14 protein-coding genes are annotated in these 16,022 nt (G+C 61.5%); 12 read left to right on the top strand and 2 right to left on the bottom strand.

From position 1 onward, the window contains the following. Positions 1–247: 247 nt before the first annotated feature. The 12 genes from K4O48_RS10525 to K4O48_RS10470 all read left to right on the top strand — a co-directional run bounded on the left by K4O48_RS10525 (position 248) and on the right by K4O48_RS10470 (position 13,716). Positions 248–1,369, top strand: a complete 1,122-nt coding sequence (locus tag K4O48_RS10525; protein WP_222908181.1) for a tRNA-dihydrouridine synthase — start codon at positions 248–250, stop codon at positions 1,367–1,369. A 171-nt stretch (positions 1,370–1,540) separates the two neighbouring features. Next, positions 1,541–1,612: a pyrroloquinoline quinone precursor peptide PqqA gene (gene pqqA / locus K4O48_RS10520; RefSeq protein ID WP_003253598.1), complete on the top strand. Its 72-nt coding sequence runs from the start codon at positions 1,541–1,543 to the stop codon at positions 1,610–1,612. Positions 1,613–1,660: 48 nt separating this feature from the next. Beyond that, a complete protein-coding gene (gene pqqB, locus K4O48_RS10515; protein WP_222908180.1) occupies positions 1,661–2,572 on the top strand; it encodes a pyrroloquinoline quinone biosynthesis protein PqqB in 912 nt (303 codons plus the stop codon). Between the two features lie 81 nt (positions 2,573–2,653). Continuing rightward, on the top strand, positions 2,654–3,406 hold the full coding sequence (gene pqqC / locus K4O48_RS10510) for a pyrroloquinoline-quinone synthase PqqC (RefSeq protein ID WP_222908179.1): 753 nt from the start codon (positions 2,654–2,656) through the stop codon (positions 3,404–3,406). Between the two features lie 116 nt (positions 3,407–3,522). Next, positions 3,523–3,801, top strand: coding sequence for a pyrroloquinoline quinone biosynthesis peptide chaperone PqqD (gene pqqD / locus K4O48_RS10505; RefSeq protein WP_222908178.1), 279 nt, complete (start codon positions 3,523–3,525; stop codon positions 3,799–3,801). Further along, positions 3,773–4,927: a pyrroloquinoline quinone biosynthesis protein PqqE gene (gene pqqE / locus K4O48_RS10500; RefSeq protein WP_222908177.1), complete on the top strand. Its 1,155-nt coding sequence runs from the start codon at positions 3,773–3,775 to the stop codon at positions 4,925–4,927. The genes pqqD and pqqE overlap by 29 nt, the downstream gene beginning before the upstream one ends. Before the next feature lie 41 nt (positions 4,928–4,968). Then, positions 4,969–6,876, top strand: a complete 1,908-nt coding sequence (locus K4O48_RS10495; protein ID WP_222908176.1) for an alpha/beta hydrolase family protein — start codon at positions 4,969–4,971, stop codon at positions 6,874–6,876. Positions 6,877–7,027: 151 nt separating this feature from the next. After that, on the top strand, positions 7,028–7,396 hold the full coding sequence (locus K4O48_RS10490) for a hypothetical protein (protein ID WP_222908175.1): 369 nt from the start codon (positions 7,028–7,030) through the stop codon (positions 7,394–7,396). A 92-nt stretch (positions 7,397–7,488) separates the two neighbouring features. After that, on the top strand, positions 7,489–8,739 hold the full coding sequence (locus K4O48_RS10485; RefSeq protein WP_222908174.1) for a TolC family protein: 1,251 nt from the start codon (positions 7,489–7,491) through the stop codon (positions 8,737–8,739). Continuing rightward, positions 8,736–10,229, top strand: a complete 1,494-nt coding sequence (locus K4O48_RS10480) for an efflux RND transporter periplasmic adaptor subunit (RefSeq protein WP_222908173.1) — start codon at positions 8,736–8,738, stop codon at positions 10,227–10,229. Before K4O48_RS10485 ends, K4O48_RS10480 begins: the two co-directional genes overlap by 4 nt. Beyond that, positions 10,226–13,381 (top strand): efflux RND transporter permease subunit, encoded by a 3,156-nt coding sequence (locus tag K4O48_RS10475; RefSeq protein ID WP_222908172.1) that lies wholly within the window; start codon positions 10,226–10,228, stop codon positions 13,379–13,381. The genes K4O48_RS10480 and K4O48_RS10475 overlap by 4 nt, the downstream gene beginning before the upstream one ends. After that, the gene (locus tag K4O48_RS10470) at positions 13,378–13,716 is read left to right on the top strand and encodes a copper-binding protein (RefSeq protein WP_222908171.1); all 339 of its coding nucleotides are present in this window, start codon (positions 13,378–13,380) and stop codon (positions 13,714–13,716) included. The genes K4O48_RS10475 and K4O48_RS10470 overlap by 4 nt, the downstream gene beginning before the upstream one ends. A gap of 14 nt (positions 13,717–13,730) precedes the next feature. Here K4O48_RS10470 and arsJ read toward each other — a convergent pair whose 3' ends face one another. Continuing rightward, the gene (gene arsJ / locus K4O48_RS10465; RefSeq protein WP_222908170.1) at positions 13,731–14,963 is read right to left on the bottom strand and encodes an organoarsenical effux MFS transporter ArsJ; all 1,233 of its coding nucleotides are present in this window, start codon (positions 14,961–14,963) and stop codon (positions 13,731–13,733) included. 38 nt (positions 14,964–15,001) lie between these two features. Further along, entirely contained in the window at positions 15,002–16,009 is a 1,008-nt protein-coding gene (locus tag K4O48_RS10460) for an ArsJ-associated glyceraldehyde-3-phosphate dehydrogenase (RefSeq protein WP_222908169.1), read from the bottom strand. Between the last annotated feature and the right edge of the window lie 13 nt (positions 16,010–16,022).

The following is a 16,022-nucleotide window of genomic DNA, read 5'->3' as shown; positions in this document are numbered from 1 at the left end:
GCGCTGTCGCTCGACAACGCCGTGCTGTCACGGGAAGGGGAAATCGGCACTGCCGCCACATCCTTACCTGCTCGCACTCAGGTGCAGGAGCCCAGGACGCCTGTCGGGTGCGATCCTCCGGGGCATTCATGCGCGGCCGCTTTGCCGCGTTTTAGTGCGTTCGAAAGAACCAGCCATCGCACCCGGCGAACTCCACAACCTCAGGCGCCTCAGATTCAGCACGACCCGTGTTCATGAGGACTTGTCCATGCCCCAGTTGTTTGAACCCACCCAGATAAAACAGTTACGCCTGCGCAACCGCACCGTGCTGGCACCGATGACGCGCGTCAGCGCCGAGCCAGAAGGCACCGCAAACGAGCTGATGCGCGACTACTACCAGGCATTCGCCGAGGGTGGATTCGGCCTGTTGATTTCCGAGGGTATCTATACCGACACCGCGTACAGCCAGGGCTATTTGAATCAGCCGGGCCTGGCGACTGACGTTCAGCGCGACAGTTGGGTTCCACTGGTCGAGGCTGTGCATCAGGGCGGCGCCGCGTTCATCGCGCAGCTCATGCATGGCGGTGCGCAGACCCAGGGCAACATCCACCATGCCCGTCACGTCGCACCCTCAGCCGTGCAACCGGAAGGGTCGCAATTGAAGTTCTACGGCGGCGAAGGCCCCTATGCGACGCCTGCCGAGATAAGCGAAGAGGAAATTCAGGAAGTCATCGCCGGCTTCGCTCAAGCGGCACGGCATGCCCGCGACGCAGGCTTCGACGGCGTTGAGCTGCATGGTGCCAATGGCTACCTGCTGCACGAGTTCATGAGTGCGGAATTCAATCAACGTACGGACCATTGGGGCGGCGACTATCAAGCGCGGCTCGCCTTGCCGCTGGCTGTGATCAACGCCGTGCGCGAGGCTGTTGGCGAAGCGTTCGTCGTTGGCATGCGTCTTTCGCAGATCATGGTGACCAATAGCCATCTGAAATGGGAGGGCGGCGTCGAAGAAGCAAAAACCCGAATTGCCATGCTGGCCGCTGCGGGCTTGGATTATGTGCATATCTCCGAAAACGACCTTGCCGCGCCTGCGTTTGCTGAGGGGCCGTCGCTGTGTGCAATTGCCAAGGCGAGCGTTTCGATACCCGTTATCGGCAACGGCGGCGTGAAAACGGGCGAACAGGCGCAGCAGCTGCTTGATAAGGCTGAGCTGGACTTGGTCGCGATCGGCAAGGCGGCACTGGCTAATCATGACTGGCCCTTACGCGCCCGTGATGGGGATGCGATGACCGAATTCGATTTCGGGATGCTTTCACCCATGGCTACCATCACCAATGAGCTGGCATGGCGTGGCACGAATGACCGCCAGGCGACCCGCCAGCCTGGCTGAACCCGACGAGCGGCGCCATCGCGCCGACGCCCTCGCCGTTGCTGGCCCGGCGATAAGGCACTACCAGGGCCGGGCGCTGTCTTCTTCCAAAGTACCATTCTGCTTTTGGCGGACCAGGGTGCTTAATGAATCGTCGGAATAATTCCGTCGCCATGAAAAGAGGACTCATCCATGTGGACTAAACCTGCTTTTACCGACCTGCGTATTGGTTTCGAAGTCACCATGTACTTCGCCAATCGCTGACAGATTTGCCCCGGCTCCGGTCGGGGCTCCGTTTTTTGGGAGCTGCCCATGTTCATCCAGATTCTCGGTTCTGCTGCTGGCGGCGGCTTCCCTCAGTGGAACTGCAACTGCGCGAATTGCGCGGGCCTACGCAGCGGTACGCTGAACGCCAGCGCACGAACCCAGTCGTCCATCGCCATTAGCGACAACGGCGACGATTGGATCCTGTGTAACGCCTCGCCCGATATCCGCGCGCAGCTCGAATCCTTTCCGAAGCTGCAACCGGCACGTGGGCCACGTGACACGGCCATTGGCGCAATTATCCTGCTGGACAGCCAGATCGATCACACCACCGGCTTGCTGACGTTGCGCGAGGGCTGCCCGCACGAGGTGTGGTGTACCGAGATGGTTCATCAGGACCTCTCTACCGGCTTTCCCTTGTTCAAGATGCTGGAGCACTGGAATGGCGGGTTGCGCTGGAACCCCATAGCGTTGACGGGCAGCTTTGTCATTCCGACCTGTCCGACTCTGACGATTACACCGATTCCGCTGCGCAGCTCTGCACCGCCGTATTCGCCTCATCGCAACGATTCACATCCGGGCGACAACATTGGCTTGTTGATCAAAGACGAAAAAACCGGGGGCACGCTGTTTTATGCGCCAGGCCTGGGCAAGGTCAGCCCTGAGCTGCTCGACATCATGCGCAGCGCCGATTGCCTGCTGGTTGACGGTACGCTCTGGCGCGACGACGAAATGCGTGTGCGTGAGGTGGGTACGAAGCTCGGTAGCGAAATGGGCCATCTGCAGCAGAGCGGCCCAGGCGGCATGATCGAGGTGCTCGATGGCATGCCGGCCGATCGCAAGATCCTTATCCACATCAATAACACCAATCCGATCCTCGATGAGGATTCAGCCGAGCGCGCGGTGCTGCGCGAGCACGGGATTGAAGTGGCGTTCGATGGCATGAGTATCGAGCTATAACGCAGCAGCGCGGTTACCCGGGTCGTTAGCAGACGCGACGCTACCTGGAGCCAGCCCGACACAAACCGTAAGGACACCTTTATGACCCTGTCAGCCATGACGCCCGCCGAATTCGAGGCGGCGCTACGCGCCAAGGGCGACTACTACCACATCCATCACCCCTTCCATCGGGCCATGTACGAAGGTCGCTCGACGCGTGAGCAGATCCAGGGCTGGGTGGCGAATCGCTTCTATTACCAGGTCTGTATCCCGGTGAAGGACGCGGCAATCATGGCCAACTGTCCGGACCGCGAAACGCGCCGGGAATGGGTCCAGCGCATCATCGATCACGATGGCGGCCCAGGTGAGGAAGGCGGCATAGAGGCCTGGCTGCGGCTGGCCGAATCCGTAGGTCTGGATCGCGAGCAGATCCTGTCACAGGAACTCGTGCTGCCGGGCGTGCGCTTCGCCGTCGATGCTTACGTCAACTTTGCCCGCCGGGCAGTCTGGCAGGAGGCGGCCAGTAGCTCGCTGACCGAGCTGTTCGCACCGACCATTCACCAGTCACGGTTGGATGCGTGGCCGCAGCACTACAGCTGGATCGATGCATCCGGTTACGACTACTTCCGCAAACGCTTGAAAGAAGCCCGCCGGGACGTCGAACATGGCCTGCGGATCACACTCGACCATTACAAGACGCGCGTCGCCCAGGAGCGCATGCTGAATATTCTTCAGTTCAAACTCGACGTCCTGTGGAGCATGCTCGACGCCATGAGCATGGCTTACGAGTTGGATCGTCCGCCGTATCACACCGTCACGCGCGAGCGCGTCTGGCACAAGGGCATCACGTTCTGACAAGTTGCCTGAGCGACCTATGACCGAGCGGCGGCAGCCCGCGAATATCAAGCTGTAGGGTGGGCTTCAGCCCACCGACCCAACCGATGATGTTTTCACTGGCGAGACGGAGGACCATGAGCACTATCCAACTGACCCAGATCCCGGTCTTCCGCCGCGGTTTTCGCTTTCAGTGGGAACCGGCGCAGAACTGCCATGTACTGCTTTACCCGGAAGGCATGATCAAGCTCAACGAAAGCGCTTCGGCCGTGTTGGGCGAAGTGGATGGCGCCCGAACGGTTGGCACCATCGTCGCTGATTTGCAAAGCCGATTCCCTGAGGCCGAAGGCATTGAAGAGGACATCGTCGCGTTTCTGGAGGTAGCCGTTGAACGGTTTTGGATCGAGCTTCGCTAAGCCGGGCTTCGAGCCGGGGCCGCCGTTATGGCTGCTCGCCGAGCTGACCTATCGGTGCCCGCTGCAGTGCCCTTATTGCTCGAATCCGGTGGATTTCGCTCGTAGCCATGACGAGTTGGAAACGGCCGAGTGGATCGAGGTGTTCCGCCAGGCGCGGGAAATGGGCGCGGCGCAGTTGGGTTTTTCTGGTGGCGAACCGTTGGTCCGCCAGGATCTGGCCGAGCTGATCAAGGCGGCGCGCGACCTCGGTTATTACACGAACTTGATCACCTCCGGGATCGGGCTGACCGAAGAGAAGATCGCCTCGTTTGCAGACGCGGGGCTCGACCATATCCAGATCAGTTTCCAGGCCGCCGATGAGGAGGTGAACAACCTGCTCGCCGGCTCCAAGAAAGCCTTTGCGCAGAAACTAGCCATGGCCCGTGCGGTGAAAGCCCACGGTTACCCGATGGTGCTGAACTTCGTTACCCACCGGCACAACATCGACAATATCGACCGAATTATCCAACTCTGCCTGGAGCTGGAAGCCGATTTCGTTGAACTGGCCACCTGTCAGTTTTACGGCTGGGCCGAGCTCAATCGCGCCGGACTGCTGCCCAGCAAGGCGCAGCTGGTGCGGGCCGAGCGCATCACCAACGAGTGGCGCGACAAACTCGCCGCCGAGAACCATCCGTGCAAGCTGATCTTTGTCACGCCCGACTATTACGAAGAGCGCCCCAAAGGTTGCATGAATGGTTGGGGCAATCTATTTCTCGACATCACGCCTGACGGCACGGCGCTGCCTTGCCATAGCGCGCGGCAATTGCCGATCAGCTTCCCCAATGTCCGTGAGCAGAGCATCGAACAGATCTGGAAGCACTCGATGGGCTTCAACAAATTCCGCGGTTTCGACTGGATGCCGGAGCCGTGCCAGTCCTGCGATGAGAAGGAAAAGGACTTTGGTGGCTGCCGCTGTCAGGCGTTCATGCTCACGGGCGATGCGACCAATGCGGATCCTGTTTGCAGCAAATCCGCCTACCACGACAAGATTCTCGCTGCACGCATCGAGGCCGAGCAGGCACCGCGTGGGCTGGATGAGCTGACCTTCCGCAACGAGAAGGCATCGAAACTGATCCTCAAGGTGTAAGGTCTTCCGATGCGCGCTTATGTCTGTCGAACCATACAGAAATGACCAAGACTGTTCCGTATGGGTTCTGGCCCAGTCACTGGAGCGCCGCGAATGCGGCGTCGGCGAGCCGCGACTACGCCGAACTTCGGGCCGGTCATGGTGGATTATTCTGGATCGAATACGATCCGGCCGATGCGCGCTGCACCCTGTGGTTCTGGCGAGCCGGCCGCGCTACTTGCCTGACTCCGGCTGACGTGTCGTTGCGCAGCCGAGTCTACGAATACGGCGGAGGGGCCTTCTGTCTGACCGATCAAGGGGTGGCTTACGTCAACGAGAAGGATCAGCAGATCTATCTGCAATCCGTTGGCGGCGCCGCCGGCAAGCCCGTGACGCTCACGCACCGAGCGCATTGTCGCTACGGCGATTTGCAGTTCGATCCGGTGCAGTTGCAGATCCTGGCGGTGGAGGAGGAGGCTATCGAGGGCGCGGAGGTGGCGCACCGGCTGGTCAGTTTCTCGCTGAACGAGGGTAATCGCAGCGTCCTCGCCGAAGGGGCGGACTTCTACTCCTCACCGACAGTCGATGCCGAGTCAAGGCGGATGGCATGGATCCAGTGGCAGCGACCCGAGCAGCCCTGGACCGCGACTACGTTGTGGATGGCCGAGCGCGGCCACGATCACACCTGGCAGAAGGCAAGGTGTGTTGCCGGAGCGGAAGGCGGTGAATCTCTGCAGCAGCCGCGCTTTGGCGCCGATGGCACGCTGTATTGTCTGAGCGACCGGGCGGGTTGGTGGCAACCTTGGCGCGAGCAGGATGATCGGCTGATTGCTTCAACTCATGAGGCTGACGCAGGATCCTCTGCCGATGCTCTGCTCGCCAATGATCATGCGCCTGCGCCATGGCAACTGGGGACGGTCAGTTATTTGCCACTGGTTGATGGAGGCCTGCTGCTGACGCGCATGGTTGACGGCCACGGCTTGCTGCTCGAGCAAGACGGTGAGGGACGCGAGCGCCAGTTGGCGGCAGCGTTCAGCCGGTGTCGGCAGTTGGCTGCGGATGAACAGCACTACTATTGCATTGGCGGCGCTACTGATCGCGCGACAGCAGTGCTAGCGATAGAGCGGCACAGCGGTATGACCCGCATCCTGGCCGGCGGCGCGCAGCCGCTTGCGGCTGACGAGTTGTCAACGCCAGAGACGCTCAGCTTTGCCACAGGTCAGGATGAAACGGCTCATGCGTTTTTTTATCCGCCACGGAATGCCGCTTGCCGAAGCCCTGATGGCGAGCGCCCCCCAGTAGTGGTGTTCCTGCATGGAGGCCCGACGTCGGCCTGCTATCCCGTTTTCGATCCCCGTATCCAGTATTGGACTCAGCGTGGCTTCGCCGTAGCCGACCTCAACTACCGCGGCAGCAGTGGATTCGGCCGCGCTTATCGCCAACGCTTGCACGAACAGTGGGGCGTTATCGATGTGGAGGATGCACAGGCTGTGGTCAGGGCACTGGCGAACAGCGGACACATCGATCCGGCGCGCACCTTCATTCGGGGCTCAAGTGCCGGTGGGTACACGGCACTGTGCGCACTCGCGTCTGATGCAGGTTTCCGGGGTGGTGCCAGTCTTTACGGCGTCAGCGACCCGCTTGCGCTACGGCGCGTGACCCACAAGTTCGAAGGCGATTACCTGGACTGGCTGATTGGTAATCCCGAGCATCACGCCGAGCGCTACCGGGAGCGGGCGCCTCTGCACAACGCAGCGCAAATCAGCGTGCCGGTGATCTTCTTCCAGGGAGGACAAGACGCCGTTGTACTGCCCGAGCAAACCGAATCGATGGTGGCGGCCCTGCGCCAGCGAAACATTCCGGTGGAATACCGCCTCTATCCAGAGGAACGCCACGGTTTTCGACAAGCGGCTAATCTGGCAGACGCACTGGAGCAGGAGTGCCGCTTCTATCAGGGCCTGCTTCGCTGAACCGCCTTGGCGCTGAACAAACCGGTCCTAAGCCGCAAAGATGCGATCGGTCCTGTGTCACCCGCTGGCTGACAGTCGCGAGCGTTCCGTTTTCTCAAAAAAACGATCCAGATCAATTATTCAGTTCCAACGGAGCGATTAAACTCGCGTCATGAAACGTCGTCTCCGTCTGGTTTTCGTTCTGCTGATGAGCTTGGTGCTTCCCATAAACGGGATGGCAGCGTTACAGCTGGCTTCGGCGCGATGCTCGATGGGCGAGTCGGGTGCGTCGCATGGAGCGCTCACGGGCCATGAAGTGCACGTGGACATGCGCACGGTGACCGCTGATCCGGCCCAGCACGAACGTGACGATAACGGCGCGCGCTGCGCCGATGGGCAGCAATGCCAGACCGCTAGCCTGCTACTGCCCCAGTTCAGCAAGCCGCCTGTTTCCGGCCCTGAACTCAATCTCGCCGCCTACGTGCCCACCCATACGCCAACGCCCGCGGGCGACAGCCACTGGCGCCCCCCACGCTTCTGATTCCTTGCTGACCTGAGCAGCCTTTCACCCTCGTGAAGTGATGGGCTCAAGACACGTGCTTATGGCACGTACGCTCCAAAGGAATCGTAATCATGAAATCCCGATACTCTCGCACCCGCTTGCTCGGCGCGGCGGCGTGCTGCTGCGTCATGCTGGTGCCCATATCGGCTGCTGCGCTGACCTTCGAAAACGCATTGCAGCTCGCTGAGCGTCAATCACCTTCGCTTCAGGCCGAAGCATCAAAACTGATCGCTGCGAAGCAGAGCGCGACGCCTGCCGGCGAGCTGCCGGACCCGAAATTGCTGTTGGGTCTGCAGAACCTTCCCATCGACGGAGATGCCGCCTGGCGTCCTGGGGAGGACGGCATGACCATGCAGATGATCGGCCTGATGCAAGAGGTTCCAAACCGCGACAAGCGTGAAGCGCGTGTCGCGCTGGCTCAGGCGGGAATCAGTCGTGCGGAGGCCGAACGCCACATCGAAGCGCTGAAGGTGCGGCAGGCAACCGCGCAGGCCTGGATTGCGACCCACACCGTCGAGCGCAAGCAGCATCTATTCAGCACGCTGTACGACGAAAACCGCCTGCTGGCCGAAACGGTGCAGGCGAAGATCGCGGGTGGTCGCGGTGAAGTCGCTGACGCTGTCATTCCCCGTCAAGAGGCGGCGTTGCTGGCTGAGCGTGAGGACGAGCTGATCCAATTGCGCAGCCAGGCGCGGGCATCACTGACACGATGGATTGGCGAAGCCGGGCAGCAGCCGCTGAGCGGCAACCTGCCCGGTTGGTCGGTGGACGGGCAGGCCATGCTCTCCCGTGTGCAGGCACACCCCGAGATTGCTGCCTACGCACCGAAGCTGCGCGAGGCGCAGGCGCGTATCGGCGAAGCGACTGCCGAGACGAAGCCGGACTGGAGTTGGGAGGTCGACTATCTCAAGCGTGGCCGCGAATACGGCGACATGGTCAACCTCACCTTCAGTTTTGATCTGCCGATCTTTCAGCGCTCGCGGCAAAGCCCGCGCATCGCCGCCAGGCATGCGCAGCTCAACCAGCTGGAAGCCGAGCGCGACGCCAGTCAGCGAGCCTTTGCCGAACAGCTGTCCGTCGAACTGGCTGAGCTGCAGAGGATTCAGCGTGCCTTAACACGCACGGTCGAGACCTTTTTACCGCTGGCTCAGGAGCGAGCGGACCTTGCATTGGCCGGCTACAGAGCTGGGACCAGTGAGTTGGATACCGTACTCGACGCGCGTCGAGAACTGATCGAAACCCGCCTGAAACAGATTGACCTGGAAGGCCTGCACGCCATCGCGGCTGCACGGTTGCATTTCGCCTACGGAGACGCCCCATGAGCCGAGCATCAGTGAAGACAATCACGGCGGCTGGCGTGGCTGCCATCCTGGGTTTGGCCGGTGGCTATTGGCTGGCGCAGACAAACTCCCCGGCGCTGCCAGCTGACTCGACTACAGAACCGGGCCCAACGCAGACAGAGCGAACCGTCCTCTATTGGTATGACCCAATGGTGCCGCAGCACAAGTTCGACAAGCCCGGCAAGTCGCCCTTTATGGATATGCAGCTGGTTCCGCGCTACGCCGATGAGGGCGGAAGTTCAGCAAGCATCAGCATCGACCCGGCCGTCACGCAGAACCTCGGCGTGCGGCTGGCAACGGTGAGCCGAGGTTCGCTTGCGAGGCATGTCGAGGCGGTTGGCGTGCTCGGCTACAACGAGCGCAATGTGGCTCGGGTGCAGGCCAGAGCGGCAGGGTTCGTCGAGCGTGTCTATCAACTGGCCCCGGGCGATATTGTGGAGCAAGGCGCGCCGCTGGTGGATTTGTTGATACCCGAGTGGGCAGCAGCGCAGGAAGAATATCTGGCGTTACGCCGGATTGGCGATCCGCATTTACTAGAAGGCGCACGCCAACGTTTGCACCTCGCCGGGATGCCGGCGGATATCGTGCGCCAGCTGGAGCGCACTGCACGGGTACATACACAGCTGACAATCCGAGCGCCCATCGGCGGCGTTCTGCAGGCGCTGGATATTCGCGAGGGCATGAGCGTCGCACCTGGCGCGTCGTTGGCGTCGATCAATGGGCTGGACAGCGTCTGGCTCGAAATCGCGGTCCCTGAAGCACAGGGCGGCGCGATACACGTCGGTCAGGAGGCCACCGCACAGCTCCCGGCACTGCCAGGCGAAACGGTTAGCGGCCGCGTGACGGCGATACTTCCTGAAGCCACCGCCGCCAGTCGCACCCTGCGTGTTCGGGTTGAATTGCCCAATCCGGACGGCCAGCTTCGTCCCGGGCTGACGGCGCGGGTAGCCGTAGCGGATGCGGCTGCCGAGCCGGTGTTACTGGTTCCTAGCGAAGCCGTAATCCGAACGGGCAAACGTGCCTTGGTGATGGTTGCCGACCCAGGTGGTCATTACCGGCCGGTCGAAGTCCGGCTTGGCACTGACAGTGGCCGTCAGACAGCCATCCTTCAAGGCTTGGAAGAAGGTCAACAGGTAGTCGCGTCCGGGCAGTTCCTGATCGATTCAGAAGCCAGCTTGCGCGGCATCACCGCCGCCGTGACGGAAGAACCCCAGACCCACGATCACGCCAGCAGGGCACCGGCGCTACATGAATCGGAAGGTCGCGTCGTTGGGCTCGATGAGCTGCAGGTAAAAATCGCCCACGGTCCCTTTCACACCCTGGGGATGCCAGGCATGACGATGCGCTTCGAGGTGGCCAATCCACACCTATTGCACGGTATTGCTGAAGGCGACCGAGTGACCTTCGCCGTGCGTGAATCGGACAGCGGTCTGGTCGTCGAGCAGCTCAGCAAGCAGGAGGACCAGCCATGATCGCCGCGCTGATTCGCTGGTCCGTAGTCAATCGCTTTCTGGTGCTGCTGGCCACGGTACTGATCACCGCCGTTGGCATCTGGTCAGTGAGCACCACGCCGATCGATGCGCTGCCGGACCTGTCCGATGTGCAGGTGATCATTCGCACGCCTTATCCAGGCCAGGCGCCGCAGATTGTTGAAAATCAGGTCACCTATCCGCTAACCACCACCATGCTGTCGGTACCGGGTGCGAAGACGGTTCGCGGTTATTCATTCTTCGGTGACAGCTATGTCTATGTGCTGTTCGAAGACGGCACGGACCTGTACTGGGCGCGTTCTCGCGTGCTGGAGTACCTCAGCCAGGTGCAGAGCCGCCTGCCGGCGAGTGCCAAGCCATCGCTCGGCCCGGATGCCACCGGGGTCGGCTGGATCTACCAGTACGCGCTGGTCGATCGCAGCGGCAATCACGACCTGGCGCAGCTGCGTAGCCTGCAGGACTGGTTCCTCAAGTACGAACTAATCACGCTGCCCAACGTGGCCGAGGTTGCGACCATCGGCGGAATGGTCAAGCAATATCAGGTGGTGCTCGATCCGCTGAAAATGGCCAGCCTTGGTATCACTCAGGCGCAGGTCAACGAAGCCATCGGCCGAGCCAATCAGGAAACCGGCGGCGCGGTGTTGGAACTGGCGGAAACCGAATACATGGTGCGTGCCTCTGGCTATCTGAAGACGCTGGATGACTTTCGCAACATTCCCCTGCAGCTCAGTGCTGCCGGCGTTCCGGTGACGCTGGGGGAGGTGGCGCATATCCAGCTCGGTCCGGAAATGCGACGGGGCATCGCCGAACTCGACGGGGAGGGTGAAACCGTCGGCGGTGTAGTAATCCTGCGCAGCGGAAAGAATGCACGCGAAACCCTGGCGGCTATCCACACCAAGCTCGAATCGCTGCGCAGGAGCTTGCCTGCCGGGGTCGAAATAATCACCACCTACGATCGCAGCCAGCTCATTGATCGCGCCGTGGAGAACCTCAGCTTCAAGCTTCTGGAGGAATTCATCGTCGTTGCACTGGTGTGCGGGCTGTTCCTCTGGCATTTGCGGTCGTCGTTGGTGGCGATCGTTTCCCTGCCGATCGGGGTACTGATCGCGTTCGCCGTGATGCGCTACCAAGGCATCAACGCCAACATCATGTCCCTGGGTGGCATTGCAATTGCGATTGGCGCAATGGTCGACGCCGCCGTGGTAATGATCGAGAACGCCCACAAGAAGGCTGAAGCCTGGCGCCATGCGAATCCGGGCAAGGTCCTCGACGGCGACGAACATTGGCGAGTGATGACCACAGCCGCGCAGGAGGTCGGCCCTGCGCTGTTCTTCTGCCTGTTGATCATCACGCTGTCGTTCATTCCGGTGTTTACCCTCGAAGCGCAGGAGGGGAGGCTGTTCGGCCCGCTGGCATTCACCAAGACCTATGCCATGGCTGCTGCGGCAGGGCTCTCCGTCACGCTGGTCCCAGTACTCATGGGTTACTGGATTCGTGGAAAACTGCCAGACGAATCGCGTAACCCCCTCAACCGTGGACTGATCCGTATCTATCGTCCGGCTCTTGATGCGGTGCTCGATCATCCAAAGGCCACCATCGCCGTCGCGCTGCTGGTACTTGCCACGACCTTGTGGCCGATGTCGCGCCTCGGCGGGGAGTTCCTGCCGCCGATGGACGAGGGTGACCTGCTCTACATGCCGTCAGCGCTGCCGGGGCTGTCGGCGCAAAAGGCCTCGCAGCTGTTGCAGCAGACGGATCGAATGATCCGCAGCGTGCCGGAGGTCGCCCGGGTGTTCGGCAAGGCTGGTCGCGCCGAGTCCGCCACCGATCCGGCGCCGCTGGAAATGTTTGAAACCACCATCCAGTTCAAGCCGCGAGATCAGTGGCGCGCTGGAATGACACCCGAAAAGCTGGTGGACGAGCTGGACCGTGCGGTGCAAGTGCCAGGCTTGACCAATATCTGGATCCCGCCGATCCGCAACCGTATCGACATGCTCGCGACCGGCATCAAGAGCCCGATCGGAGTAAAGATTGCCGGGGCCAATCTGGAGGAAATCGACCGCGTCAGCCAGCAGGTCGAAGCGGTCGCCAAGACGGTGCCGGGCGTCAGTTCGGCACTGGCCGAGCGGCTGGTCGGCGGACGCTACATCGACATCGACATCGACCGTCAGGATGCTGCTCGCTATGGGCTGAATATCGCGGATGTTCAATCCATCGTGGCCAGTGCCATCGGCGGGGAGACCGTTGGCGAGACGGTAGAAGGGCTCGCGCGCTATCCCATCAGCGTGCGTTATCCCCGTGAGTGGCGAGATTCACCGCAGGCGCTTGAGCACTTGCCGATCCTCACGCCTCTGGGTAGCCAGATCACATTAGGTAGCGTGGCGCGGGTAGCGGTCAGTGACGGCCCGCCGATGTTGCGCAGCGAAAACGCACGGCTCACCGGCTGGGTATACATCGACGTGCGCGGCCGAGACATTGCTTCGGTGGTGGCTGACCTGCGCGACGCGGTTAACGCGAACGTTCCTTTGCTGCCGGGGATGAGCCTCAGCTACTCCGGTCAGTTCGAGTACCTGGAGCGCGCCAACGCCCGACTCAAACTGGTGGTGCCGGCGACGCTGTTGATCATCTTCGTGCTGCTGTACCTGACGTTCAACCGTTTCGACGAAGCGCTGCTGATCATGCTGACGCTGCCGTTCGCCCTCACGGGTGGCGTGTGGTTCCTCTACCTGATGGGCTTCAACCTTTCGGTCGCGACCGGCGTCGGCTTCATTGCGCTGGCGGGCGTGGCCGCGGAGTTCGGCGTGATCATGCTGCTCTATCTGAAGAATGCATGGCTCGATGAGCAGCAGGCCGGACGGGCCGACGAGGCTGGATTGTGCTCGGCTATACGTGAAGGCGCGGTGCAACGGGTGCGGCCCAAGGCAATGACCGTCGCCGTGATCGTCGCCGGCCTGCTGCCCATCTTCTGGGGCAGCGGCACCGGCAGCGAAGTGATGAGCCGCATCGCCGCGCCTATGGTGGGCGGCATGCTCAGCGCGCCCTTGTTATCGCTGTTCGTGATTCCTGCGGCGTATCGGCTGATGCGCCGCCGCGCTCTACAACATCCCCAAGCCAAACAAGGAACTGCCCAATGAAAATCCGATTGATCCTCGCCACCTTCGCGGCGCTCAGTCAGCCTGCGGTCGCTGACAGCACGATGCCGCGCGAGGTGGACAGCAACCCTTCGCAGGCAAGCTCGGTAGTGTCTGCCACAGCGCATGCCAGCGGAACGCTTCAGGCAGTCGATCGCGAGACTGGCGAGCTGACTATCGCGCACGGCCCCGTCCCGGCGCTCAAATGGCCGGCCATGACCATGGACTTCAAGGCACCGCCTGAGCAACTGCAGGAGCTCAAGGTGGGTGACAGGGTGCAGTTCGCGTTCAGCGTGGAGGATATGAGTCGGATTCTGCACATTCAGCCCGAATCCTGAGCGATATCGCGCACTCAGCGAGTGAATGGGTCTTCCTGAAGGTGTCGCGGCAGACCCATCGAAATCAGCGCCGCAAGCAGCACGAAGGCGCTGGAAATCCAGAGGCAGGCTTCCAGGCCGTAGCGCTGATAAACCCAGCCCGACAGCACTGTGCCCAGCAGCCGGCCCATCGCGTTGGACATGTAGTAAAAGCCGACATCCAGCGATACGCCGTCGGCCTTGGCATAGGACACGATGAGGTAACTGTGCAACGACGAATTGACCGCGAACAGCGCGCCAAACAGCAGAAGCCCGCCGATTAACACGACCTGCGGCGAGAAGCCGGCGCCCAGCCCCAGCGCAATACCCGCTGGCAGACCGGCCAGCAGCAGCGCCCAAATGAAGGCTGCGCGCCCATCGGGGACCTGGCCGCGGCGCTTGCCAGTAATGGCCGGTGCGAGCGACTGAATAACGCCGTAGCCGATCACCCAGAGGGCGAGGAAGCCTCCGACCTGCCAGAAATCCCAGCCGAATACGGAAGACAGGTAAACCGGCAGCGCGACCACGAACCAGACGTCACGCGCGCCAAACAGAAACAGCCGCGCAGCTGACAGGAAGTTGATGGCGCGGCTCTTCGACAGCAACTCGCGGAACTTGGGTTTTGCCTTGGCCTTGCCCAGGTCTTTCTTCAAGAGGAACAGGCTGGCGATCCAGATCAACGCCAGTGCCCCTGCCATGGTCACCAGGGAACCGCGAAACCCGACACCGGCAAGCAAGGCTCCGCCCAGAAAGAACCCGACGCCTTTAAGTGCATTCTTCGACCCAGTGAGAATCGCCACCCACTTGTATAGCGTGCCCTGTTGACCATCCGGCACCAGCAGCTTGATCGAGCTCTTGGCGCTCATCTTGTTCAGGTCCTTGGCGATGCCCGACAGCGCTTGGGCAGCCATCACCCAAGGAATCGTCAGCCATGCGGCGGGGACCGTGAGCATGAGCAGCGCCACCACCTGCATCGCCAGACCGATGTTCATGGTGCGGTTGAGACCGAGCCGCGCCCCCAGGTAACCACCGACCAGGTTGGTGATAACGCCGAATATCTCGTAGAAGAGAAACAGGGCGGCGATCTGCAACGGTGTATAGCCCAGCGCATGGAAGTGCAGCACGACCAGCATCCGCAACGCGCCGTCGGTCAGGGTGAAGGCCCAATAATTACCGGTCACCAAGAGATACTGGCGAACCTCTGGCGCGAGGCGGGAGAGGGCGTGCATAGCGCGATCCTGTTGCGTGGGGGAGCGGATAGCCGAAATTACTCGGCCAGGCCGACCATGCGTGCCAGCTCCACGGTGCGATTGGCATAGCCCCACTCATTGTCGTACCAGGCATAGAGCTTCACTTGAGTACCGTTGACGACCATCGTTGATAGCGCATCGATGATCGAAGAGCGCGGGTCGGTGCGGTAGTCGATGGAAACCAGCGGACGCTCCTCGTAACCCAGGATCCCCTTGAGCGGGCCTTCGTTTGCAGCAGCCTGCAAGAGCCGATTGACCTCCTCGACGCTCGTCTCCCGTTCCACCTCGAACACGCAGTCAGTGAGCGACGCGTTTGCCAGCGGCACGCGCACGGCATGGCCATTGAGCTTGCCGCGCAGTTCGGGAAAGATCTCCGCGATGGCAGTTGCCGAACCCGTCGTGGTCGGGATCAGGCTCATCCCCGAGGCGCGAGCCCGCCGCAGGTCCTTGTGGGGTTGATCGAGGATGCTTTGGGTGTTGGTCAGGTCGTGGATGGTGGTGATCGAACCATGGCGGATGCCTAAGTGTTCGTGAATAACCTTGACCACCGGTGCAAGGCAGTTTGTCGTGCACGAGGCTGCAGTGACGATGCGATGCTGCGCCGGATCGAATAGCTGATCATTAACGCCCATGACAATGTTGAGCGCTCCCGCTTCCTTGACCGGCGCGCTGACCACGATCCGTTTTACGCCTTGGTCCAGATAGCCTTGCAGCACCGCAACCGTCTTCATCTTGCCGCTGGCTTCGATCACCAGATCGCAGTCGGACCAGTTGGTATCCGCAATGGCCTTGTTCGCGGTGACCTGGACCCGCTTGCCATCGATCACGACGCAATCGCCGTCGCTGCCCGCTTCGTGCTGCCAGCGGCCGTGGACTGAATCGAAGTTCAGCAGGTGCGCATGGGTGGCCGCGTCGCCGGCCGGATCGTTGATCCGAACGAATTCCAGCTCGGGCCAGCTCCAGGCGGCGCGAAGCGCCAGACGCCCGATGCGTCCGAAACCGTTGATGCCTACTTTGATAGTCATGAAGCGCTCCTTG

The sequence above is a fragment of the Pseudomonas sp. DNDY-54 genome, assembly GCF_019880365.1.
Taxonomy (GTDB): Bacteria; Pseudomonadota; Gammaproteobacteria; order Pseudomonadales; family Pseudomonadaceae; genus Stutzerimonas; species Stutzerimonas stutzeri_P.
The sequence above is the reverse complement of the archived record's forward strand: the minus strand, read 5'-3'. Positions and strand labels throughout refer to the sequence as shown.